The organism is Galbibacter sp. BG1 (assembly GCF_013391805.1).
Taxonomy (GTDB): domain Bacteria; phylum Bacteroidota; class Bacteroidia; order Flavobacteriales; family Flavobacteriaceae; genus Galbibacter.
In genome coordinates, this window is the sequence record NZ_CP058364.1 from 1707419 (window position 1) to 1732162 (window position 24744).

21 protein-coding genes are annotated in these 24744 nt (G+C 36.5%); 9 read left to right on the forward strand and 12 right to left on the reverse strand.

Going from position 1 to position 24744, the window contains the following annotated elements; all coding sequences use genetic code 11:
- Window positions 1-109: 109 nt before the first annotated feature.
- The 4 genes from HX109_RS07555 to HX109_RS07570 form a co-directional block, all read right to left on the reverse strand.
- Window positions 110-1273, reverse strand: a complete 1164-nt coding sequence (locus HX109_RS07555; RefSeq protein WP_178950755.1) for a beta-ketoacyl synthase N-terminal-like domain-containing protein — start codon at window positions 1271-1273, stop codon at window positions 110-112.
- 331 nt (window positions 1274-1604) lie between these two features.
- Window positions 1605-2654, reverse strand: coding sequence for an NAD(P)-dependent alcohol dehydrogenase (locus HX109_RS07560; RefSeq protein ID WP_178950757.1), 1050 nt, complete (start codon window positions 2652-2654; stop codon window positions 1605-1607).
- 129 nt (window positions 2655-2783) lie between these two features.
- Window positions 2784-4331: a ribonuclease E/G gene (locus HX109_RS07565; RefSeq protein ID WP_178950759.1), complete on the reverse strand. Its 1548-nt coding sequence runs from the start codon at window positions 4329-4331 to the stop codon at window positions 2784-2786.
- A gap of 344 nt (window positions 4332-4675) precedes the next feature.
- Window positions 4676-4966 (reverse strand): HU family DNA-binding protein, encoded by a 291-nt coding sequence (locus tag HX109_RS07570; protein ID WP_008611918.1) that lies wholly within the window; start codon window positions 4964-4966, stop codon window positions 4676-4678.
- Window positions 4967-5098: 132 nt separating this feature from the next.
- Here HX109_RS07570 and mutY point away from each other — a divergent pair, with 132 nt between their 5' ends.
- The 5 genes from mutY to HX109_RS07595 all read left to right on the forward strand — a co-directional run bounded on the left by mutY (window position 5099) and on the right by HX109_RS07595 (window position 10266).
- Window positions 5099-6136 (forward strand): A/G-specific adenine glycosylase, encoded by a 1038-nt coding sequence (gene mutY / locus HX109_RS07575; RefSeq protein ID WP_178950761.1) that lies wholly within the window; start codon window positions 5099-5101, stop codon window positions 6134-6136.
- A gap of 151 nt (window positions 6137-6287) precedes the next feature.
- Entirely contained in the window at window positions 6288-6770 is a 483-nt protein-coding gene (locus tag HX109_RS07580; RefSeq protein WP_178950763.1) for a single-stranded DNA-binding protein, read from the forward strand.
- Between the two features lie 25 nt (window positions 6771-6795).
- Window positions 6796-8133 (forward strand): gliding motility-associated protein GldE, encoded by a 1338-nt coding sequence (locus HX109_RS07585; protein WP_178950765.1) that lies wholly within the window; start codon window positions 6796-6798, stop codon window positions 8131-8133.
- Window position 8134: 1 nt separating this feature from the next.
- Window positions 8135-8668: a gliding motility lipoprotein GldD gene (gene gldD / locus HX109_RS07590; protein WP_255462852.1), complete on the forward strand. Its 534-nt coding sequence runs from the start codon at window positions 8135-8137 to the stop codon at window positions 8666-8668.
- A 23-nt stretch (window positions 8669-8691) separates the two neighbouring features.
- Window positions 8692-10266, forward strand: coding sequence for a hypothetical protein (locus tag HX109_RS07595; protein WP_178950769.1), 1575 nt, complete (start codon window positions 8692-8694; stop codon window positions 10264-10266).
- Window positions 10267-10320: 54 nt separating this feature from the next.
- Here the strand turns inward: HX109_RS07595 and HX109_RS07600 are convergent, their stop codons facing one another.
- A complete protein-coding gene (locus HX109_RS07600; RefSeq protein WP_178950771.1) occupies window positions 10321-12207 on the reverse strand; it encodes a PQQ-binding-like beta-propeller repeat protein in 1887 nt (628 codons plus the stop codon).
- Window positions 12208-12398: 191 nt separating this feature from the next.
- Here HX109_RS07600 and HX109_RS07605 point away from each other — a divergent pair, with 191 nt between their 5' ends.
- Window positions 12399-13265 (forward strand): hypothetical protein, encoded by an 867-nt coding sequence (locus HX109_RS07605; protein ID WP_178950773.1) that lies wholly within the window; start codon window positions 12399-12401, stop codon window positions 13263-13265.
- 52 nt (window positions 13266-13317) lie between these two features.
- Here the strand turns inward: HX109_RS07605 and HX109_RS07610 are convergent, their stop codons facing one another.
- The 5 genes from HX109_RS07610 to HX109_RS07630 form a co-directional block, all read right to left on the reverse strand.
- A complete protein-coding gene (locus HX109_RS07610; protein ID WP_178950775.1) occupies window positions 13318-13743 on the reverse strand; it encodes a hypothetical protein in 426 nt (141 codons plus the stop codon).
- A gap of 22 nt (window positions 13744-13765) precedes the next feature.
- Window positions 13766-15031: a PepSY-associated TM helix domain-containing protein gene (locus HX109_RS07615; RefSeq protein ID WP_178950777.1), complete on the reverse strand. Its 1266-nt coding sequence runs from the start codon at window positions 15029-15031 to the stop codon at window positions 13766-13768.
- Window positions 15032-15034: 3 nt separating this feature from the next.
- Window positions 15035-17368, reverse strand: coding sequence for a TonB-dependent receptor (locus tag HX109_RS07620; RefSeq protein ID WP_178950779.1), 2334 nt, complete (start codon window positions 17366-17368; stop codon window positions 15035-15037).
- A gap of 11 nt (window positions 17369-17379) precedes the next feature.
- The gene (locus HX109_RS07625; protein ID WP_178950781.1) at window positions 17380-18390 is read right to left on the reverse strand and encodes a transporter; all 1011 of its coding nucleotides are present in this window, start codon (window positions 18388-18390) and stop codon (window positions 17380-17382) included.
- Window positions 18391-18508: 118 nt separating this feature from the next.
- Complete coding sequence (locus HX109_RS07630) at window positions 18509-18880, reverse strand: hypothetical protein (protein WP_178950783.1); 372 nt, start codon at window positions 18878-18880, stop codon at window positions 18509-18511.
- 100 nt (window positions 18881-18980) lie between these two features.
- On the opposite strand from HX109_RS07630, the gene HX109_RS07635 reads away from it, so the two are divergent.
- Complete coding sequence (locus HX109_RS07635) at window positions 18981-19859, forward strand: DMT family transporter (RefSeq protein WP_178950785.1); 879 nt, start codon at window positions 18981-18983, stop codon at window positions 19857-19859.
- A gap of 58 nt (window positions 19860-19917) precedes the next feature.
- On the opposite strand, the gene HX109_RS07640 is transcribed toward HX109_RS07635, so the two are convergent.
- Complete coding sequence (locus tag HX109_RS07640) at window positions 19918-21981, reverse strand: M16 family metallopeptidase (RefSeq protein WP_178950787.1); 2064 nt, start codon at window positions 21979-21981, stop codon at window positions 19918-19920.
- Between the two features lie 9 nt (window positions 21982-21990).
- Window positions 21991-23322, reverse strand: coding sequence for a M16 family metallopeptidase (locus HX109_RS07645; protein ID WP_178950789.1), 1332 nt, complete (start codon window positions 23320-23322; stop codon window positions 21991-21993).
- 185 nt (window positions 23323-23507) lie between these two features.
- Here HX109_RS07645 and HX109_RS07650 point away from each other — a divergent pair, with 185 nt between their 5' ends.
- Window positions 23508-23969, forward strand: a complete 462-nt coding sequence (locus HX109_RS07650; protein WP_178950791.1) for a DUF4199 domain-containing protein — start codon at window positions 23508-23510, stop codon at window positions 23967-23969.
- Window positions 23970-24065: 96 nt separating this feature from the next.
- The gene (gene rplU, locus HX109_RS07655) at window positions 24066-24734 is read left to right on the forward strand and encodes a 50S ribosomal protein L21 (protein ID WP_178950798.1); all 669 of its coding nucleotides are present in this window, start codon (window positions 24066-24068) and stop codon (window positions 24732-24734) included.
- Window positions 24735-24744: the final 10 nt, after the last annotated feature.

Here is a 24744-nt window from a genome sequence, read left to right on the forward strand (position 1 = left end):
AGAAAGCAAGTCCGATCCCTAAATCGATTCTGTTTTATAATTTCAAAAATAGTAATTCCATTTGGTTCGCCTTACTACTAATTGCAATTTATTAGTGGAAGTTTCATTTTTAAGCCTCCGAAGATAGCAATACACTTACCGCATTTCCACCAAAACCTACGGCATTTACCAATACTTTTTTAATTTGTTTGGGTTTGGTTGTCTCTCGCAGGTATGGTACAGGAATAAAATGTTGTTGCTGCATCATTAATATCGCCAACTCCAAGCTTAGAATTCCAGAGGCGCCAAAAGTATGCCCAATTTTCCATTTATTGGTTGTTAAGGCAGGTGTTTTGCTACCGAATACTTTTTCGATAGCTTTCATTTCGGTGCTATCTCCTTTTCGTGTTCCTGGCGCGTGCATTACAATAACGTCGACTTCGTTTGGATTTGTATTCTTCAAAGCCATTTTCATTGATTTCTGAAAGCATTCTGCATCTTCAGAAATGGAAATGTTATGTTTTAAAATTTCCGTGGCATACCCCACACCTTCAATATACGCCAGTGCTGCTTTTGAAGGGTTGGTTTCCATGCAAATTACTCCAGCACCTTCTCCTAAAACCATACTATTTCTGGTTTTGTTGAGGTCCAACGCTTTACAGGGATATTCTTCTGAAGCGTTTTCAGCATAAATTTTCAACGCCTTTATTTGCGCAATGGTAAACGGAGTTAAACTGGCTTCGCTTCCCCCTACCAAAAATTTATTGCTCATACCGCTGTTTAGCCAAGCAACCCCATTGGTAAGAGCATGAAGCGCGGTAGAACAAGTGATGGAATGGGAAAGCTCTGGGCCTTGCGATCGTAGGTCGTGAGCCAACCAAGAAGAAATATTCCCTAGAGTGGTCGTAGGAGAGGCCAAGGTGCTCGATTGTTGATTTTCTAAATATTCTTGGTGGTATTTTTCAAAGAGTGCAGTTGCGCCACGGGACGACCCTATATTAATACCAAAGTTGTCCCCAGCTTGCCATCCAGCTTCTTTTACCGCTTTTCGAGCGATGTACATGGCGTATAAAACCGAATTGTCTAGGTTTTTATATTTTAAATCGGAATTCCTTAAATCAGAAATTTCTTTTTGGTCGTCTTTAGAAATAGCCGCGACCAATGCCTTATGTGTTTTGAAATCTTGTTCTTTTAAAAAATGATCGGCTTTTAAATAATTTTCCCAAACTGTTTTGGTGTTACTTCCTAAAGCAGAAATGGATGAAAGGGCCGTAATGGCTATTTTGTTATTCATTGCTAGGTCATCTACATAATACCATTTACTTATCAATATTGCAGTAATATCAGTTAATAACTGGTATGGTTTGTTTGCAAAGCTAGTATTTAAATGGTGAAAATTAATAAATCGGTTTGAAAAGAATGACAGCACACAAAAAAAGGAAGACCTGTAAAAGATCTTCCTTTAAATTAACTCCATTTATTTCTAATTGATTCAAGAAAGCTTACACCAAAAAAAAGCTATTTAAAAAGTATCTAAGCTCTAAATGTCGTCCTGAGCTTGTCGAAGAATTCTCATGAGTGTTTGTTTTTTAAAACTTCGACAAGCTCAGTTTGACAGCTATATATTATTTTTTAAGCGATTTCATATCTATTACAAATCGATACTTAACATCAGATTTTACAACGCGATCGAAGGCATCATTAATGTTCTGTATATCGATCATTTCAACATCAGAAACGATATTGTGCTCCCCGCAAAAATCTAACATCTCTTGTGTTTCTTTTATACCACCTATCATAGAGCCGGCTACTCGTTTTCTTCCCATAACTAGTGCGCCGCCATGAACAGGGTCTATTGGTTCAATGGCACCCACTAAAACCATGGTTCCATCTCTTTTCAATAAACCAAGGTATGGATTGATATCGTGGCCAACTGGAATGGTATTCAAAAGAAAATCGAAACTAGAAGCCTGCTCTTTCATTTGGTCTTTATCTTTAGAAATTAAAACACTATCTGCCCCCAAGGATTTTGCATCTTCTGCTTTTTCTGGGGAAGTGGTTATCATAACTACCTCAGCGCCTAAAGCATGCGCAAATTTAATTCCCATATGCCCGAGTCCGCCCAGACCAATTACACCAACTTTATCACCTTTTTTAACGTTCCATTCGCGTAAAGGAGACCAAGTGGTTATCCCAGCGCACAATAGTGGTGCAGCTGCTTTTGTATCTATGTTTTCTGGTATTTTTAAAACAAAATCTTCACGCACTGTAATTTGTTCGGAGTATCCACCGAATGTATGGCCACCCAAGTGTTTATCGGCACCATTATAGGTGGCAACCGCACCATTTTCACAGTATTGCTCTAAATTATCTTTACAGGAATTACATTCTTTACAGGAGTCTACTAGACAGCCCACACCAACAAGATCGCCTACTTTAAACTTGGAGACTTTAGAACCAACTTCTGTAACATGGCCGATAATTTCGTGACCTGGAACAACCGGGTATTTCGAATTCTTCCAATCGTTCTGTACTTGATGGATGTCGCTATGGCAAACACCGCAAAAATCGATTTCTATTTTTACGTCTATGTCTTTGGTTTCTCTTCTTTCAATCTTATATGGAACTAAGTCAGCTTCACTTTCATGAGCTGCATATGCTTTAACTTCAGTCATAACAATTTGTTTTAAATTTTTATCCAAGTTACATTTTCTTTGGTGGCTGAAAATTAACTGAGGTTAATAATGAAAGAGCAAAGTGTTAAAAACAAAAAAACCACGCCTTTTGAGCGTGGTTTTTGTTGATTATTTTAAGATTTTCCCGTTTTTATCTTTAAAACGGTATTCTAGGTATGTGTAAGCATCTCTTGGTAAAATCTTGACCCATTTTTTGTGTTCTAAAAACCATTTAGAACGTACGGATGGAAATCCTTTTGTTAAATAAGCGGCAATAAACGGGTGTGCATTTAAAACAATTCCATTATTGCCATTTTTGCTTTTAATTATTCGCTCGAGATCGAAAGTAATTTTATTTATTAAAACTATTGGTGCTTCTACTTCACCATCGTTACCGTTCGGGTTTTCCTCACGGGTTTTAATATTCATCTCTGGCCTTACGCGCTGTCTAGTAATTTGTATGAGGCCAAACTTACTTGGAGGGAGGATTTTGTGTTTGGCTCTATCGTCTCGCATTTCTTCTCTTAAATGGTCGAATAGTTTTCTGCGGTTGTCTGCATTAGACATATCGATAAAATCTACAACAATAATACCACCCATATCCCGTAATCTTAACTGTCTAGCTACTTCGCTAGCTGCAATAAGGTTTACTTCCAGTGCGGTATCTTCTTGAGATTTCGCCTTGTTAGAACGGTTACCGCTGTTTACATCTATAACATGCAATGCTTCGGTATGTTCTATAACCAAATATGCTCCTTTACTAGAGGATACTGTTCGTCCAAAAGAAGTTTTAATTTGTCTCTCAATTCCGTATTTTTCAAAAATAGGAACATTCGAGTCATACAATTTTACAATAGATTCTTTCTCTGGCGCAATTTCATGCAAGTAATCTTTAATTTGAAAATAAAGCGTTTCGTCATCTACATAAATCCCAGTAAAGTCGTCGTTGAACACATCTCTTAAAATAGAGGCGGCACGATTCATTTCACTCAAAACTTTAGATGGATAACTAGCTTTATAAATTTTTTTACACAACGCTGTCCATTTTGCTAACAGGTTGTTTAAATCTTTGTCTAGTTCGGCGACTTTTTTGCCTTCTGCCACTGTGCGTACAATTACACCAAACCCTTTGGGTCGAATGCTTTGTACAAGCCTTTTTAAACGGTCTTTTTCTTCTTTGCTTTCTATTTTTTGAGAAACAGAAACGCGGTCTGAAAAAGGAACAAGAACCAAATATCTTCCGGCTATTGATAGCTCAGAACTTATTCGTGGTCCTTTTGTGGAAATAGGCTCTTTTACAATTTGTACAAGTATAGATTGATTGGCTTTTAAAACGTTGTTTATAACGCCATTTTTATCTATATCTTTTTCAAATGGGAAATTTTTTAAAGAGAAATCTTTTAATTTACCTGTGCTTACACGTTTAATGAATTTCAACAAAGAACTTAATTGCGGCCCTAAATCGTGGTAATGCAAAAATGCATCTTTTTCGTACCCTACATTTACAAAAGCTGCGTTAAGGCCGGTAACCGGCTTACGCACTTTTGCAAGCATGATATCTCCCACAGAGAAATTACTGCTTTCTTCTTCCTTGTGTAATTCAATAAGTTTTCCATCCTTTAATATGGCAAAATCAACGTCAGAGGAACTAGATCTTACAATTAATTCTTTATTCACTCTGAATGAATTTTTATCTGTCCTACAAATATATATCTGCAGAACCGATGGATTAAACAATAAATTCGTCCTATCAATTAAGATAAGATAAATTTTTACTACAGGTTTTTTTTGAATAAACCCAACGAAATTAAATCTAAAACCCTAGGTTTTGATTAAATTTCTTTTTCAATGAACGTTTTGTATGTTAAGTATACAATAACTTAAAAAAGAAAAAGTAGTTATCTAACTACTTTTTCTTATGACGGTTAGCTCTTCTTCTTTTCTTACGCTTGTGCGTAGCTACCTTATGTCTTTTTCTTTTTTTACCACTTGGCATCGACTCAATGTTTTTATATTAATAATTATTTTACTTCTACGCTAGTTTTAACACCCTCTACAAATACTTTTGCGGGTTTGAAAGCTGGAATATTGTGAGCAGGAATTTTAATTGTCGTGTTCTTAGAAATGTTTCTTCCTGTTTTTTCTGCTCTTGTTTTAATGATGAAACTACCAAAACCTCTTAGGTAAACATTATCACCGCTTTCTAGTGAGTTTTTCACCTCTTCCATAAAAGATTCAACAGTTGCCTGTACATCTCCCTTTTCCATGCCAAGTTTCTCTGAAATCTTAGCTACAATGTCTGCTTTAGTCATTTTTATATATTTGTTTACAGTGTTATAAATTTAGGGGATGCAAATATATAAATTAATTACGCAATAAATAAAGTGTAAATAATTAAAATTTAACTAAATAAAGCTATTATTTTTGAATTCTATCGGAAACATATGGATTTTAAAGGGCAGATCATACATTGGTATGAAAAAAATAAACGGGATTTACCATGGAGAACAACCAAGAATCCCTATAATATATGGCTTTCAGAAATTATGCTTCAGCAAACAAGAGTAGAGCAAGGACTGCCTTATTATTTAAAATTTATCTCTACATATCCAACGGTTTTCGATCTTGCCCAAGCAAAACAAGAGGAGGTTCTTAAACTTTGGCAGGGCCTTGGGTACTATTCCAGAGCGCGAAATCTTCACGAAACTGCTAAAAAAGTGGCGGTGGATTTTAATGGAGAATTTCCTGATAATTATTCAGATTTAAAAAAGCTGAAAGGCATTGGCGATTATACCGCAAGCGCCATTGCTTCCATTTGTTTTAACGAGGCGGCACCTGTGGTAGACGGAAATGTGTACAGGGTATTATCGCGCTACTATGGCATAAGCCTTGCCATAAACAGTACGGAGGGTGTAAAATATTTTAAAGAGTTAGCGGAAGAATTAATAGACCATAAAGATCCTGGCACCTATAACCAAGCGTTGATGGAATTTGGCGCCAAACAGTGCAAGCCGCAGTCACCCGATTGTAATAATTGCCCGCTTCAGCATGGTTGTTATGCTTTTTCTGAAAATAAGATAGCAGATTTGCCTGTAAAACTTAAAAAGACGAAGGTTAGAAAACGTTTCTTCAACTATATAATTTTAACAGACGATGAAAAAACCATCCTTCAGCAACGCACCAAAAAAGATATTTGGCAGCATTTGTATGAATTTCCTTTAATTGAAACTTCCGAAGAAATTAACCATGAGAAACTTTTGGAGCACCAAGATTTTAAAAATTTAACGGAAGGGAGTCTTTTTGAACTCAATCTTTATAACCAAGAATCGAAATTGCACAAATTATCGCATCAACACATATATACTCGATTTTGGATTGTAACTTTGCAGGATAAATTAAAAACTGGGATAGATAATAAAAAGGTGAAAGATTATCCTGTGCCAGTGCTAGTTGCCAATTTCGTAGAAGATTTTGGTTTTTAAGGGATTTGGAGCTGCGTAGATTTAAAATAAGATTTTTAAAAGTAGTCTGATAAACCGATAAATCCCTTTAAATTACTATTTTTTACGATGAAAATTTGGTAATTTTTAATACATTTATAGATTAACGAATAGTTTTTTAAGATATAATAATATGAGTGGAACTTTAAATAAAGTAATGTTAATCGGTCACCTTGGAGACGATGTTAAGATGAATTATTTTGAAGGGGGTAACTGTATTGGGCGTTTCCCTTTGGCTACCAACGAAAATTATACCAACAGACAAACTGGTGAGCGTGTTTCCAATACCGAATGGCATAACATTGTGGTACGAAATAAGGCTGCAGAAGTTTGTGAAAAGTACCTTAGTAAAGGGGATAAAGTTTATGTGGAAGGCAGGCTAAAAACAAGACAATGGCAAGGGGAAGACGGTAATTTGCGTTACACAACAGAAGTACAAGTTACCGATTTTACCTTTCTTACCAATAAAGGAGACAATCAGGGTGGTTCTCAATACAATCAGCAATCATCGCCACAAGGCGGAGCAAAAAACAGCCAGCCTCAAACCCAAAATAAACCACAAGCGCAAGAGTCTGCACCTCCTTATGAAGAAGAGGACGACGATTTGCCATTTTAACCAAGTATAACTAAAACAGCAACCATTGGACCCGGAGCCCTCGAGTTTAATTTCAATATTACTTTTTGTAGACACAACTTCAATCATTAAATTGATAGTTTTAGTCGCCTTACTTATCTGTTCTGCCCTCATTTCTGGGGCGGAAGTAGCTTTCTTTTCGCTTTCGCAAACCGATGTTAACGGCATTCAGGATACCAAAACAACAGTAGGGAATATTGTGGTGAAATTATTGGACAGACCAAAAAAATTATTGGCTACCATTTTAGTTGCCAATAACTTTATAAATATTGCCATAGTTTTACTTTTTAGTTCCCTTGGTTCTTTTTTCTTTGGATCGCTTCAAGGAAAAATCTTGGGTGTGGTAGATGTAAGGTTTATTGTGGAAGTGGTAGTGGCCACTTTTTTAATTTTATTGTTTGGAGAGATTTTACCCAAGGTTTATGCCAGTAGGAATAAGTTGAAGTTTGCTTTTTTCATGGCATACCCTCTAAATGTACTGGATAAGGTTTTCTATCCGTTAAGTATGCCCATGCGATCCATTACGCTATTTTTACAGGAAAAACTTGGGAAACAAAGGGCTAATATTTCTATAGATCAACTTTCCCATGCCTTGGAATTAACTTCTGAAGAAGACACCACTATTGAAGAGCAGAAGATTTTGCAAGGAATAGTTTCCTTTGGAAATACAGACACCCGGCAGGTAATGCAGCCCAGGATAGATGTTTTTGCTTTGAATGAGGAAATGAAGTTTCCAGAGGTCGTTCGTGAAATAATTAAGAACGGTTATTCCAGAATCCCGGTTTACAAAGACCATATGGATAATGTAACTGGAGTTTTATATGTAAAAGACTTGCTGCCGCATATAGATAAAAAGGAGTTCAATTGGGTTTCCTTAAAACGCGATGCTTACTTTGTTCCCGAAAATAAAAAACTCGACGATTTATTAAAGGAGTTCCAAGAAATGAAAAATCACTTGGCCATTGTAGTAGATGAATATGGGGGTACCTCGGGATTGATTTCTTTGGAAGATATTATTGAAGAAATTGTAGGGGATATAAGCGACGAGTTTGATGACGAAGACTTGGTGTACTCCAAATTAGACGAGCAAAATTATGTTTTTGAAGGAAAAACGGCTTTAAAAGACTTTTATCGAGTGATCGATATTGAAGATGAAACACAGTTTGAGGAAAACAAAGGAGAGTCTGAGACCATTGCAGGTTTTGTTTTGGAAATTGCCGGAAGCTTTCCCAAAAAAGGAGAAGAAATTATTTTTAACAACGTTCGGTTCGTTATAGAAGCGTTAGATAAAAAGCGAATCAAACAAATAAAAGTTACCCTCATTGAGCAGAACGAGATTATTTAGCATATTTCTACTGGGGTTTTTCATATTTTCCTGTGGTGAGGAATCCGTACCCAAACCTAAGGGAATGTTACGGTTGGAATACCCAAAAGCAGTTTATAAAGAAACAGAAAACGATTGCCCGTTTTCATTTTTACAGAATCAAGACGCTGCTATAAATGTGCGGAAGGATTGTGGAATGACGTTGCAGTACCCCAAAATGAATGCCAGTATTTTTATTACATATAAGCCCGTTCAAGATAATTTGGATATTCTTTTAAGGGATGCTCAAAAACTTACTTACGAACATGTAGCCAAGGCAGACAACATACAGGAACAGCCTTTTGTTAATCCTGAAGACAAGGTTTATGGAATGTTTTACCAAGTAACGGGAAATGCTGCTTCGGCATCTCAATTTTACTTAACCGATAGTATTTCGCATTTCGTTACGGGCTCACTCTACTTTAATACCAAACCCAATTACGACTCCGTACTTCCAGCAGCCAAATATCTAGAAGAAGATATCAGGAAAATTATGGAGACCATGAGTTGGGAATAAATATAACCTAAATCATTAATATCATGCGCTTATTTTTTTTGCCCTTTATTCTACTTATTTCTTGGAAATCGTCATCACAAGCAGCAGATTTGGATAAAGAATACTTTCCAGTTGCTTATGTAAAATTGCCTTCAAACCCAATTCTAAATGAGAACGAGAGGACTTATAATGTTTTGGTAAACTCCGAGGATGATATAGAGAGCTTAATTTCTGAAACCGCCATTTCCAACGATATTCAAATTCAAGGCTTTACAAGGCAAGAAACAGCTCCTGTGATTTTTATCAAACTTGAATTTTCTGATTTTTTTATAGATCCAGCTTCTTTTGGTATAGAAGACAAAGAAGTGGTGGAAAAGGATGACGATGGAAATGTAATACGTTCCTACTACGTTTTCAGGTATATCTTTAAGTACTTTATAACATCGCATTACCATGTTGATAATCCGTTGGAATTAAAACTTGAAAATAGAATGGTTCGATCAGAAATTTATGCATCAGATTGGTTTTTGAATAAAAAAGAAGCCTACGCCCATTACGATGTCAATAAAGAAGAAATCAAGGGAGAACTAATATATAATTTTGTGGAATATACGAGTTATCGTTTAGACGATTTAGTAAATGCTACTTTTGGGTATAGACCCTATAAAACAAATTCTTATTTGTGGATTTTGGATTCTAGGAAGAATCCTTTAACGGAGCCTCAAAAGGAACTTTTTAAAGAAGTTAAAAGTGTAATGAACACTGTTTCACATGAGTCTTCCATTGCCAATACGAGAAATAGTTTAATGCCAATCGTAAAGGATTTTGAGAAAATGGCTACGGGAATTACCGGTGATTCGAGAAGGGAACGAAAAGTGAAATACGCCTGTTATTACAATTGTTCTGTTTTAAGCTATTATATGGACATGCCAGATGAAGCCATTGAATATGCTAAAATGATTTTCCCCTTGGAGTATGGCGAAAGGGATGCGGAAGATTTAACTAAGAGCGCTCATAGTTTGAAAAATATTTTGGCGGCGAATATGGTAGAAAGTAGGAGAATGGTTGTTCCTGTAGATGAGGTATTTAATGAAGTGGATAGAAATAACAATGAATTTGACAGTTTTGCATATTTGGTAACGGTTAGAAATGATACTCTAATTGCTAACATGAATTATCAAGACTTGGAAAGCGTAGGGGTAGAGGCGAAGGTTTATTTACCAGACACAAACGGAAATTTAAAATTGAATATCTTGAATGCTTCAGAACTTAAGGAATTGGTTTTCGATGAAAATAATATTTATGTGCAAAAGGAGTTTATTTCCTATAAAAATAATCCTAGAGCCAAATCACCTGAGAAGTATTTAGTAAGGAAGGAATTTGAAACAGAAGAACTTTCCATGTATACTTTTCAAAATGATGAAGTGGTGTTTTTTATAAAAAATGAAGAAGTTGGATATTCCAATAAATCCTATAAGTTTTTAATGGGTTTTAAAGATGAACTTAAAAAATTTACAGGCGCCTGTACTAAAGTTAATGAGCTCATTGATAAGAATTACTACAAGAATAATGCGGCGAGTTTGCGAACGTTCATTGAAGATGTAGTGTACTGTGAATAAGATAAATAAAAAGGGGCTGAAGAGCCCCTTTTTGTTTTTACTGATATTAATGTTTTACTTTGATTTAAAAATTTTAACGTGGTTGTCAGTGCTGTAATAAATATCATCACTCACATGATCAACGTCATAAACAGGTTTTAAATCGTTTATAATAACTTTATCTAGTTCTTCTCCAGTTTCTTTATCTACTTTAACCAAAAGACGTTCTCCATTTTCACCTTTAGCGAAAATCAGGGCGTACTTATTTGTTTCTTGTAGTGCATTAAATCGATCTTGTGCAAAAGCCATGGCAACGTCGGTGGCTAGATATCCTGCTTCACCAATAGCCTTAGCGTTTTCTCCAAAAAGTGCAGCACTAGAGCCACTTCTTACTTCATTCCCCTGTGGATCTCTATAGGTTGTTTCTGTTGTAACTGTTGCAGTGGCAACAGCGAAACCAAAATTAGCCACGGATAATCCAACATTTTTTAATAATCGGCCTGTTTCCCCTGGCTGTTTATATTTATTATGAAAAATAATTTTTCCACTATTGTCAACTCCTACAACTTCACTTAATCCTGTAATAGTAACATTGTTTTCAAAAATTTCTAAGCTGGTCAAATCTTTTTCATCCTTAAGCTTCATTTCTGCGTATGGCTCAGGACGTTCCGCTTGCCCTTCGTTAAATTTGTAGAGTTCTTCATCGTTGTACACTACAAAATTACCTGAGTTTTCATCATATTTGGCAAACGTAGGCCGCTTTTCGTTTAGTTTTAAGTTTTTTCTCCAGATTTTCTCACCTGTTTTGTAATCTACCATATTGGCATATGTAGCGGTAATGTACAATACGCGGCCATTTTTTGTTTTTTCAAGAAAGTAGATAGGGTCTTCTTCATCATCACAAATTTTCACGTCCTTTTTCCACATTTTTTCTCCCTTTTTATTTAGGAGCATCATTTCATCGTCATAAACATAAAGAAAGTCGGTTCCGATAGGGATTACACTTTTTATACCTTTCCCTTTAGGATCTTTTTTCCAAACTTTTTCTCCCGTGTTGTAATCGTAAAAATTAAAACCTTTGTAATGCGCAAGTAACATTTTATCTTGCCAATCCTCGAAAAGAACAATGTTTTTTGTAGTTAAAGATTTATCCCAAATAGAATTTCCTGTATTAGCATCGAACAGCATTATTTCATTCTTATTGGATAATAATCCTTTTCCTTTAATGGTTATAACTTTCGATCCGTCTAAAGATCTCTTAAAGTCCATAACATCGCCTTCATCTTCTTTCCATAATAAATCTCCAGTCTCTTTATTAAGAACAAAAAACTCCTCTTTAATAAGAGCGAATACTTTATCATCGGTATGATCCATTTTGTCTTTTATTCCAATATTGTTCATCCCCGCTAGTTTGCTAAGTTTTTGTAAAGTTTCACCATAAGTAGCAGAAACGGTTGTTTGCCAATCGAACTTCTGTTCGGGGATATTGTACTTTGCAATAATGAGTTCCATCCCATTAACACCTCTTAGTAAAAAGGAATTTTCGTCAAACAAGTATTCAGCTTGGAAATATTTTGCTTTACCTTCTGCAGAGAAAAGTACTTTTCCATCGTAACTGTTTAACACATAAAGTCTGCCGTCGAAGAATTTTTCTACAAATGGAGTAGATTCTATGGCGTTGAATTTTGTGTAATCCATTCGAAAAGGACCAGACTGTAAGAAGTTTGCAGCTTGATCTACACCGGTGCGCTGAGGAGCGTCTTTTTCCCAGATAATTTTTTCTTGCTCTGGGTCGTACCCAGAAACTTTGGTTCCATCAGAAATTACAGTGATTCCATTAAAGGGAACAACCAGAAGATCTTCTACGTTGTTTTTAAAGTCCAGTGTTTTGGAAGCTTCCCGTTGGGAGAAGCCTAGTTGCATAAACAGAACGCAACCTAGGCTAAGTAGTAGTTGTTTCATTTAAGATTTAGTTTATTATTAGTGAATCAAATATAGAAAAAAGTAGTTATAAAAACCTTTTTTAGTTAAGAATGTGTAATCGGTTTTCGATTATTAAAATAATATCTTTAATTAATTTATATCTTATTAATTGATTAATAATGTATTAATCCAAAAAATATGTAAATTTAATTAAGAGAAATTTTATCATTATGAAAATTATATTCAGAAAACACACGGTACTTTCAACTTTGTTTTTTCTACTTTTTTCGCTTTTCATTTTTGCACAGGAAAAAGTGGATATGGTGACCATGACAAATGGTGATATTAAAGAGGGGAAGGTTACCAAAATAACTCCCAATTCTATTTCTTTTGTACATCAAGGGGAAGACTTGGAATATGAGTTGGCAAAAAAGGATATTCAGGAAATTAAATTTTCCAGCGGACGAGTGGAGGTATTCAATAAAACATCTTCAGCAACAAATAGCGGTATTACTTCTGTAAATCCCAGCACGGGGGATAAAAAAAATAAAATCGCCATTTTACCTTTTAGTATCGTTTCCAACGACCCAACTATTCAACCGGATATGTTTAGCGTTCAGGTGCAAAACGATTGTGCCAATATTTTAAAAGATGAGTCGGTGCATGGGGTAAAAATACAGGACGCTATGACAACCAATGCCTTGTTGGCAAAAAACAATATAGATCGTACCAATGTTTCTACTATGCTCCCTGCTGAATTAGCCAATATGTTGGGGGTAGAATACGTTTTATACGGGAGTGCAGAGGTCTTAAACGAGGGAACTACCAATTATGGGAGTTCAGGAACTACCTATAAGGAAAAGGATGATAAAAAAGATCGTAGTAAAACAGAAACAAAAGGTTCTGTCTTCACCAGTACAAGTACAAGTTCTTTAACGACTTATGATGTTAAACTGGATTTAAAGATTTTCAACGATCAAGGTAATAATATTTATTCTGAATCTAGACATCCTTTTGGTATTGGTATTGATGCTTATCACTCAGGGTTAAGGTATATGTTGAAAAGGAGTCCGTTCGGGACAAAATATAAGAAATAAAAAAACGGCTTTTGATTTTTCAAAAGCCGTTTAAATTTGGTTGAAACGTATTTTAAAGTTTCTCATTCAAAAGTTTCTCGGCGTTTTCAATACTCGAGTTGATCTCTTCTTTTAAAGCTTTTACCTTTTCTTCTTCTTCCTTAAGCCATTCTTTTTTCTCTTCAGATAGTTCTTTGCCATTAAGAATCTCCTCGTGATCAAAACGATCACCAAATTCTTTCATCCAATCCATCATAGATTTATGGGCTGCTTGCAAATCTTGTTTGGCCATTTCATATTTCTTGCCAACTTCGGTGGTGTCCACCTTGGTATTTAAATCGCCAATTAATTTGGTTATAGTGTTCATTTTCGGCATTAAACTGTCGTGAACTGCCATTACCATTTCCATTTTTGAGGGTTCGTTATTTTTTTTCTCCTCTTGTTTGCAGCCTGCAATACTAAATGAGGCAACTACGATAATTATGAATAATTTTTTCATGTCTTATTTTAAATTTTAATTATTAATCATTTACGCGGGTTTGCGATGATTTCAAGTATAAACGTTCAGCAAATGTAAAAATACTGATTAAAATTATACTAAAACCGAATAGGGGGAGAGCTATACACAAGAGGGCCAGAAGTATTACCACTCCATTACTTGCTTTAAAAGAGGCCGGAACTTTTGGAATACCCCAATCTCCTTTTCTTTTTCTAAGCACGTATGAAATAATTGCAGATAAGCTCATTAAAAACAGAACTACTCCCGTGAACAACATTAAAATCCAGTTCCACTGGCCAAACTGGCCTTGATGGAATGCCATAACCCACATTCTACCGCGCATTAGGAACCCTACGTCTTCCCAATTGTGTTTTAAAACTTGTTTTCCGGTATAGGGATTAAAATGGATCATCTTCTGGCTCCCTAAATCTTTATTGTTTGTGTTTGAAATGCTGTAAACCCCATTTTTACCTGTAGGAAAGCTGATTTTAACTTCACCGGAAAGATCCAGCTTTTTAGCTTTTGCAACCATTTGATCTAGAGAAAGCGTAGTTGCCTTTTCAGGTTGCTGTTCTATAAAAAACCGGTTCCAAGTGTTGGGAAAACCTGTATTGGTTATTTCCTGAACTTTCTTAAATCCTGCGCCCCAAACATCTGTCCAAGGTAGCCCTCCAGCAAGGATTAAGAGGAATAATATAGACATCCAGAAACCGGTTATGGCATGTGTGTCCCTAAAAAATGTGCGCTTCCCTAAATTGGTGCGAGGAATAAAGTAGCCTTTTACCTTCCAACCTCTTTCTGGCCACCATATAAATAACCCAGTTAGTATTAAAACTACCATCCAGCAAGCAACTAGTTCTACAATTTTAGTCCCAAAGCTGCCCATAAGAAGTTCTCCATGTAATTTTCTTACCTTAAACATAAAAGACTCCTGAGGGAGAATCTCTCCAGCAACATTCCCTTGATATGGATTTACATAAAGACTTGTAGCTCCACCAAATCTACCCGATACAAATTCTGTGCTCTCTTCTTTTGTTTTGGGCACTATCATCGAATTAGGCTTTTTTACCGCATTTGCATTTGCTATTTCCCATTGTTGTTGGTAGGAAATTGGAGCGCCATCAACCACAACTTTTTTAATAGGCTCATAAATAGGAGCCTCGTATTGGGCTTTAAAGAGATAGATGACGCCGGTAGCTGCAAGTAACAAAATAAAGGGAAGAGAAACTATACCGGCAATAAAATGCCACTTCCAAAGCCATTTATTAAGTTTTTTATTTTTTGCCATTTTTTAAAATTTATATCGTATTCCTGCATGAAACGCATGCGGATTACCTACAGTGTAGGTGTTTTGTTTGGAATATATGTTATAAGATGCCCTTGGGGAATAAAGGGTGTCGAATACATTTAAGACGTGCCCCCAAACTTCAAAGTCTGCAAATTGGTAGCTAGCCCTCAAATTAAAGATGTTATGTCCGTCGTAAGTAGCTGTGCTAAAAGTGCCGTCTGTATTAACTATTTGGTTTTCAAAACTAGTATTGTATTTTCCAACCATCTCATATTCCAACCCTATGTTAAAGTTTGGCAGAAAATTTGGAGCATAGTTTATTTGCCCGTTGCCTAAAGATCTTGGTGCAGTAGGTTGTTCTGTTTGAGAATAATCTATATCGCCTTCATAAAATGTAATGTATCGATGCCTGGCATAGCTACCGTTGTAGGCTAGGCTCAATTCGGGAACAGGTCTAAATGTAATGCCATATTCAAAACCATAGGACCTTGTTTTACCAGCGTTGGTATTGTAGAATTCATCATTTTCATCACGCAGTGTAACAAGGTTGTTTCTTCCGTCCAATACATAAAATGCGGCATCTAGTTTCCACTTTTCCGAAGTAAAATATCCACCTACTTCATAATTGTCGTAATTACTTGGTTTAAGGTCAAAAACATCGCCGCCAACACCTACAAAACTATTTCTGTATAGCGTGGAGGTTTCTGGAGGCGTAAATCCATTGGAATAATTGGCATATACACCAGATCGATTGCTAAGGTTGTAATTAAAGCCAATTTTAGGCGCAAGGTTATGGTAGTGGTTTTTAGAATCTTTAGGGCCGGCTTCATCCAAAAGATTGTTGTAATTATAATCAAAACCATCGTAGCGAAGTGCCGCCGTTATTTTTAAGTTTTCAATTGGATTGATTTCAAACTGAAAGAAACCCGCATAGTTTAAAATGTCTGCATTGTAGTTCAATATAAAATCCCCATCATTTAATTGGTAGCCGGTATTTATCCCTGTAGTAGGATCTACAAATACTTCAATAGATTCTGCTTGATAGGTTTGTGGGGAATAATCTACTGTACTCCCAACAATGAGAGAAGATTTGGCAAAATTAAAATCGATTTTATGTTGCAACAGTCCTACAAAGCTATTGTATCCGTTGGCGTTTACTTCTCCTGAACCTTCACCTGTTAGTTGTCCGTTTTCCCTGAATTGACGAATTCTGTAGGAAGGAATTTGGTTCATAACATTGTTTCTAAAAACAAAATTGAAAGAGGTTTTGTTTTGGTCGTTCCATATTTTATCCAGCGTAGATCGAAATCGAAAAGCCTGTGCTTCACGCTCGGTAAAAGTTTGATCACTTTCATAATTTCCAGCTTCGTAATCTTCTTGGGATAAAGAACCGGTCATATCCGATCGGTAATTAATCATATCAAAAACGTTTGTCCATGTAAGAGTAGGGTCGATGTGGTAAATAGTTTTAAAAGTGACAGCAAATTTCTCGTAATCGCTATATTCTACCGGACCGTTATTTCTTTGAACATATTGAGTCCCTAGGTAAAACCCTAATTTGTCATTTGCATATTTGGAAGCTTCAAAATCGTATTTGGTTAATCCAAGATCGTTCATTTGAAAACCAAGGCTTCCCCTAAATTCGGGTGTTGGATTTTTAGATATAAAGTTAAAGCTCCCGCCTATGGCCTCACTTCCGTATATACTCGAAGCAGGGCCTTTTAAAATTTCCACCCTTCCGAAAGAAACATCGTTCATTTCTAATAGAGCATTATGGTTAAAAACAGCGGTTGGGCGAATGGGGAGACCGTCTTCCAAATACAAAAACAAGGATTTGGTGGAGATGGGAGATCGAACTGCCATCATGTGTTGCTCGTTCCCAGCAGCTTTGGAAGTAGACATATACACGCCAGGTGCTTGGTTGACCAACTGTTCTATGCCAAATGCTTTCGTTTTTTCTATAGTTTGAGCGCTTATCACAGAAATTGCTCCAGGAATTTCCGATCTTTTTTGTTCTTCACGGCTTGCCGATACCACAATTTCCTCCAGTGCTTCGGTATTTTCTTCAAGAATTATGGTATTTAAATTCTTGTTTAAAACAACAGTTTTTTTCTTATAACCCATATAGGTTAAATCTACTTCTGGATGGTCTAATTCGATACGGAAGTTGCCATCGCCATCCGAAGAAACTCCTTTACTTTTGTTCTTAGTAGATATAATGGTAACCCCCGCTAATGGACTGTTTTGATCGTTTTTTACTTGCCCGTTGTACCACGTTTGGGCATTAGTAAGATGGCTCATCAATACAATGATGAGTACAATATATATTTGTTTCATTTGTCAGCTAGTTATAGCGAATATTGAAAACCGATTGTTATCGTTTCTTGATTTTTTAATTGAATTCCGTTCATGTTCTGGTAGAGCGGCAAAATAGCTTCAAAACCTATGCGCACATCTTTTAAGCTGCCTTTAAAAGCATAAAGATTAAAGCCTAGTCCGGCTTCAGCATAAGTTTTGCCACTATTTGCGGTATCGGCTGTAACCACCATCATAGGGTTGAGCGCCGGATTTGCACCTTGTATCATTTCGATCGCTGCCCATTTTAGTCTACCGGAAAAGCTTAACCACTCTTTTAAAGGAATGGCCACCCAGTTATTCCAACTATAATCATTTCCAAGACGATAATCATTGTCGTTTTTGCCAGTTCTAAACACTGCAGATAGCTGAGAGCCAAACGAAAGGTTATCCCACTGTTTTAAATAGGTAAGGCCTAAATTAGCATCGAAAGTGCCGCTACCAATTTGCATTGGATATGGAAGAATAACTTTGTTGGGTGCAGACATTGGGGTTACATCTTCTTCGTCTATATTTCCAGTAGGCAATGAAACGCCAAGAAGAGCGTGTAGATGCTGCCTGTTTTTATGGAATATGGTATATAGAGCCGAAATTTTAAGATCCCCAAATCCACTCGATGAGGTGTTGAATTGATTTCCCATACGGTTTTCCAAGATCATTTCTTGAGACTGGTAATTGGCCATGGCCATAAGGGTAATTTTATCGCTGGGAGCATACATGGCTCCTAGCATATGCATGTTCATGGGCATTTCTATAGGAGTCACCATATACTGCGAAAGAGCATCGGCGTTGGTGGTCTCTACGCTGCCACGATTAAGACCGTTCATATTCATATGCATATAACGGTAAGAGAACATCCATTCCCCTTTACCATGGGTGTGATCTCCCATTACAGAAATAGGAGCATGTCCATCGGGCCTTCCCGAGGTCCAATTGTTAGTTTCTTCTTGTGCATGAAGAAGAGCGGCTGCCATGAAAAAAATGGCAGAAATATAATTTTTCATTTTTTTTGATGTTTTTAGGATTGACAAAAGCCTTTCCAGCAAGATTCCTTTCTTAGCTGAATGGGATAAAATCCTTTTTTCTAAAAAGTTGAATAAGTGAATAAGTACTAAAGAAACATCAAGACAAGCTGGGTGGGTGAAAGTATTTGTAGCTTGCTAAAAAACTATATTTGTTGAAGTATAAAGTTGTTTTTTTCTCAGGAATGATACTATAACCGGTATTCTCCAAACTTAGGAAGCTTACAAACCCAATAGGGTATTCCCTAAGATCGATTGCTGGAAGATTTTGTTTTTTCTGTTGGTTTTCTTCCTCCAGCATTTGCATGAGGTAACATTTTCCGTCACAATGCATTTCGGGCCGGTCTTTATTGATACATAGGTATTCTGCTATGTAATCATGGTTTACTACATAATCGAATACCGGTAATACTGGCTTTAACATGGCCAGTAAATAAAGCAAGGTAAACGCTATGGAGTAGATTCTAAGCATAAAAACTATTGGCCTTACCAATTAAACGATTGCAAAAATATATAAAAAAGAGATGTTTTCTACCTTAAAAAGTTGAATTTTGCGGCTTTAAAATCATTTTATGGACAATAACAAAAAAAAGTGGCTCTATTTGGTGGTGCTCTCCCTAATTTGGGGAAGCTCTTACATCCTTATAAAAAAAGGCTTGGTAGGTTTAGGGCCGATAGAGCTGGGAGCTGTACGAATAATTTTTTCTACTATTTTTTTATTCATCATTGGCTTTAAATCCATACTTGCCATTTCCAAACCACAATGGGTATGGGTAGCGGCTTCGGCTTTGACTGGAACATTTTTGCCGGTCTTTCTTTTTGCATACGCAGAAACGGAGATAGATAGTAGTATTGCGTCCATTTTGAACTCATTAGTTCCTTTGTTTACCATTTTTATCGGTTTTTTGGTCTTTAAAATATCATTCAGTAGAAATCAAATTGTAGGGGTGGTTATCGGACTCATAGGGGCTATAATCCTTATTTTTCAAGGCGCCAACGTGAATCCGAATCAGAATTATTTCTTTGCGGTTTTAGTGGTAATTGCAGCTATTTGTTATGCTATTAATGCCAATATTATAAAATCTAAGCTACAAGAGGTTTCCCCCATGGGAATTGCTGTTGGTAATTTAACGGTTATGATTCTCCCTGCTGTTCTTATTCTTTTTCTCTCGGGATTTGTAGAGCCTTCGGTATTGGAGGATGAAGAGGTTGTAACCTCTTTAATGTATATTGCGGTGCTCTCTGTGTTTGGTACCGGTTTGGCCAAAATTCTTTTTAATAAGCTCATTCATATTTCCAATGCAGTATTCTCTACGTCGGTAACCTATTTAATACCTGTTGTAGGAATTTTTTGGGGTATTTTGGATGGTGAAAAGTTTACTTTGATCCATCTTTTAGCTTCTGGTATTATTTTGCTGGGCGTTTATATTGTGAATAAAAACCGAAAATAAAAAAGGGAGTCAGAAAACTAATTTTCTGACTCCCTTTGATTTTGTTGTGTGTTGAAGATTATTTAAAATCTTCTTCACTGAATTCTGGATTTATTTTAACTTCTAAAAGCTTACTTTCAATGGGCTGTCCTCCAAGGGATGCCTTTTTAACTGATGGGAATTTTATCCCGTCGTAATCTTTGTAATACATTAAAAAAGCTTCTTGGTTCTGCGTTTGTCCGTTCATACTTACCACAGAAGCCTCTTTTACTTTTAATCCGGTTTCGGTATCGTAAAAATAAGCTTGCTGTATTACTTCTCCAGGAACCTCAATTCTGTAAGCGTCTTTACCTTCCACCTTTTCGATACCTGCCAATTTAGCTTTTTCGTTTGTTAGTAAAGCCAGTTCTGGAAAGGTTCCAATAGCGCTTTTCATATCGTTAAGCATATTTGGAGGTAATGGAATTTTATTCCCGCTTTGTTTCATATAAACCTCGTCTTGGTTTGCTATAACCCCCATCATCGGGTTGCCATTCATATAGGTTATTTGGGCGTATTTATCGGCAGTTCTCTTTTCTTCTGCTTTAACGGTGGCACCGTTAAAACTTCCTTCGTAAGTAACAGATAGAGACTTTACGGCATCTACTTTATCTTTTCCACCGATGGCCTCAATATACTTATTAAGAACACTTTTTACGGTAATATCTGCCGGTACGATAACATTGTAATTTGGTTTATCAACTTTTTCTGCTTCCTTGTTGTAATAGTTCATGGGATATCCCAAACCTTCTAATTTTTCGCCAATTTCACTACCTTTTCCAGCAATTACTATGCGAGCGTGTTCTGGCTTAAAATACTTTTTAGATACCCGTTCTACATCTTGAATGGTTACCGCATTAATGTTTTTTAAGTAATTAAGGTAAAAATCGTCTGGTAGATTTTTAGTCTTAATGTTAAGTGCATACCTCGCTATAGTCCTAGGGTCTTCCAATGCAAGTACAAAGTTACCCACATATTTTGCTTTAGCATTTTGTAGGTCTTCTGCAGTAACAGGCTTATTGGTTATTCTTTTTATTTCTTTCATAAATTCTACCACTGCACTGTCTGTAACTGCGTTTCTAACACTCGAAGATGCAGAAAATTGAGATGCATTGTGCTCATCCACATCTATTGAAGATCTAGCACCATAAGTATATCCGTGCTCTTCACGAAGGTTCATATTTAAATAGCTGGAAAAACTTCCTCCCAAGATATGGTTGGCTATAAGCGCTGCATGGTAATCTGGATCCGACATCTTGAGGTCGGCCATATTAACCACTTCAATTTCCGACTGGACAGCGTTTGGCATATCCACAAAGTCTATCTGGGTGTACTGAACATCCTTTGGTGCCGAGTAGGTTACCTGTGGCGCATCTTCTTTTTTCCAGTTGGAAAAATTCTTCTTAGCCAGTTGTTTTACTTCGTTTATTTTTACATCTCCAACGATTACCAAATAGGCTCGTGTGGGTTTAAAGTAAGTGTTGTAAAAACTTTTTACATTGGCCAATGTAACTCTGTTTATACTTTCCTCAGTCATAAATTCCCCATAGGGATGATCTTTCCCATAGGATAAGGCGCTGGAAACTCTTGAAGCAATCCTTGACACATCATTTTCAGAAGATTTAACCCCTTCAATAAGTTGCTTTTTCTTTTTCTCGAACTCCTCCTCTGGGAATACCGGGTTTATAGCTCCATCGGCCATTAGGGCTAAAATTTCCGGAAAATATTTAGAGAGTGAGCTGGCATACACGCTTTGCGAGCCGTAACTAACGGAAGCTCCTAAATAATCTATTTTTTCATTGAATTCATCCTTAGAAAGTGTTGTGGTCCCACTGCCCAGCATATTTCCGGTGAGGGAAGATACTCCCGCTTTTTCACCTTCTACAATAGGAGAGTTATCTATGGTTAATGTCATGGAAACACGGGGTAATTTATGGTTCTCGACAACCATTACGGTAAGCCCGTTTTTTAAGGTGAATGTCTCCGGTTCTGCCAAATTTATTTTTGGTGCAGGCCCAGGTTTAGGCTGCTTAGATCGGTCTACTTGAGCTGTGGTAAAACCTATGCTCAGTAATAATATAATGGATAATATTTTAGTCTTCATAAGAGTATTTTATTTTTCTTCTTGAGTAGATTTTGGCAAGTATTCAACACGTAAACGCTGATTTTTATTTAAATATTTATTCGCGACACCCTTTATATCTTCTCTGCTGATGTTTCTGTAAATCTCAATTTCTGAATTTATCAAGTTCGTGTCTCCGTACAACATATAATATCTCGCCAATGAATTTGCAACCCCTTCAATGCTTGCGTTGGAATTTACAAAGTCGTTTTCCATTTTATTCTGAAGTTTTTGATAGTCTTTTTCAGAAATTAATGTTGTTTGAAGCTTTTTTATTTCTTCATCCACTTCCTTTTCCAATTGTGTAAGTGGTACATCGCCCAGCGGAAGTGCAAAAATGTTATACATACTGTAGTCTTCCTGAGGTCTGTTGAAAGCAAATACCTGTAAAGCCGACTTGTTTTCGTCTACCATCTTTTTGTAAAGCTTCGATGTTTTTCCATCGCTTAAATAACTAGAAATCATATTTAAAACATAGGCATCTTTCTCCGTCATAGCCGGTGTTCGGTAAGCGAGTGCCAATGCTGGGATCTGGATGTTGCTATCGTATTCCGTGGCTTTTATTTCTTGGGTTATTGGGTCTTCCTTCGGGAAGTCTCGCGTAATAGGTTCTCCTTTTGGAATCGGACCGAAATAGTCTTTTATCATTTGCTGGGTTTGCTTTATATCGATATCTCCAGCAACCACAAGAACGGCATTGTTCGGCACGTAATATTTATGGTTAAAATCCTTGAATTCCTGTAAAGTAGCAGCATCTAGATCTTCCATCGATCCAATAACACTCCATCTATACGGATGTTTTTTAAAGAGATATGGCTGAATAGCCGTTCCGTAAATCAATCCTCCATAAGGCGCATTGTCAATACGTTGTCTCTTTTCTTCTTTCACCACTTCATTCTGGGTTTCTACCCCAATTTCGTTAATAATAGGGTGCATAAGTCTTTCCGACTCCATCCAGAGACCGAGCTCTACTTTATTGGACGGGAAAACTTCGTAATAGTAAGTTCTGTCTGTAGTGGTATTGGCATTGTTGCTTCCTCCATTCGAACTTACAATTTTAAACCAATCTCCCCTCGGAATATTTTCGGTACCTTCAAAAAGAAGGTGTTCAAAGAAGTGGGCAAACCCTGTTCTGTCTGGTTTTTCGTCTTTCGAGCCTACGTGGTACATTACCGATGTTGTTACCACGGGAGCGGTGTTGTCTTGGTGAAGAATAACGTGCATGCCGTTGGCAAGATCGTATTCTTGAAATTTGATTTCTTGAGCAATAGCAGCCGCAGAAAATACGGACGCTACCACTAAAGAGAGTAACATTTTTTTCATTTGATTAATTTTAGTTAACTGTTAGACGCATTTTTGTATGGAATGTTACGCATATTAGATATTTGCGTTTAAAATAATGAAAATATACGCTATGGAAAACTGTTTTGTTAAAAATTAAATTACATTTAACTTTCTGAAAAGTATTTTTTTGTAACTTAAATGCAATTAAACCAAAGAAATATCATATGAATCCCAATAGAGTTTTTTTAAGATACGGATTAATAATTGCAATAGGACTAATAGCCTATTTTTTAATTATAAAGCTAGTAGGGCTGCACGAACATATCTGGTTACGTGTGGTTAATGGAGCCATTGTAGCCTATGGGCTATATGCTGCTATACGCACGCGAAAGCTTTTGGAAGGCGATAAATTTAATTATTATAAAGGATTTACGACCGGGCTCTACGCTGGATTTTTGGCAACTTTGATATTTGTGGCTTTTATGGCCATATATATGTACCATTTAGATCCAGATTTTCCAAATACAATTATGGATTCTTGGATAAAAGACTATAATCAAGGTCCTGGAATACTCATTTTTATATTGGTTATTGAAGGGTTTTCTTCATCTGTTGTATTAACCCTAGCGTTTATGCAAAAATTCAAGCCAAGCTGGAATACAAAAAAAAGTGTTCAAAAGGCATAAAAACATTTGTTCTTTAATGATTTAGCAGTATATTTGCACCCGCTTAAATTCAATTTGAGTCAGGATTATATTAGTTAAATTATTAATTATTACGCTATGTACGCAATTGTAGAGATAGCAGGGCAGCAATTTAAAGTTGCGAAAGACCAAAAAGTTTTTGTGCATCGTTTAGCTTCTGAAGAAGGAGATAAAGTATCGTTTGATAACGTACTTTTAGTAGACAACGATGGCGAAGTTACTATTGGCGCCCCGGCTATAGACGGAGCCGCTGTTGAGGCGAAAGTCGTTAAGCACCTTAAGGGTGATAAAGTTATTGTTTTCAAAAAGAAAAGACGTAAAGGTTACCGTGTTAAAAACGGACACAGACAATCTTTAACTGAAATCGTTATTGAAGACATCGTAGCAACAGGAGCTACCAAAAAAGCTGCTCCTAAGAAAAAAGCTGCACCAAAGGCAAAGGAAGAAGCTAAGCCTGCAGCAAAGAAAGCTACCACAAAAAAATCAACTTCTAAAAAAGGAGACGATTTAAAGAAAATTGAAGGAATTGGACCTAAAGCGGCAGAAGCTTTAACAAACGCAGGCGTTGATACGTATGCTAAGTTGGCTAAAAAATCTGCTGATGAAGTAAGAGAAATCTTAACTGAGGCTAGTTCTACTTTAGCTCATTTAGATCCAGGAACATGGGCAGAGCAAGCAAAACTTGCTGCCGATGGTGAATGGGATGAGCTTCAGAAATGGCAGGACGAATTAAATGGTGGTAAGTAATCCATCTAGA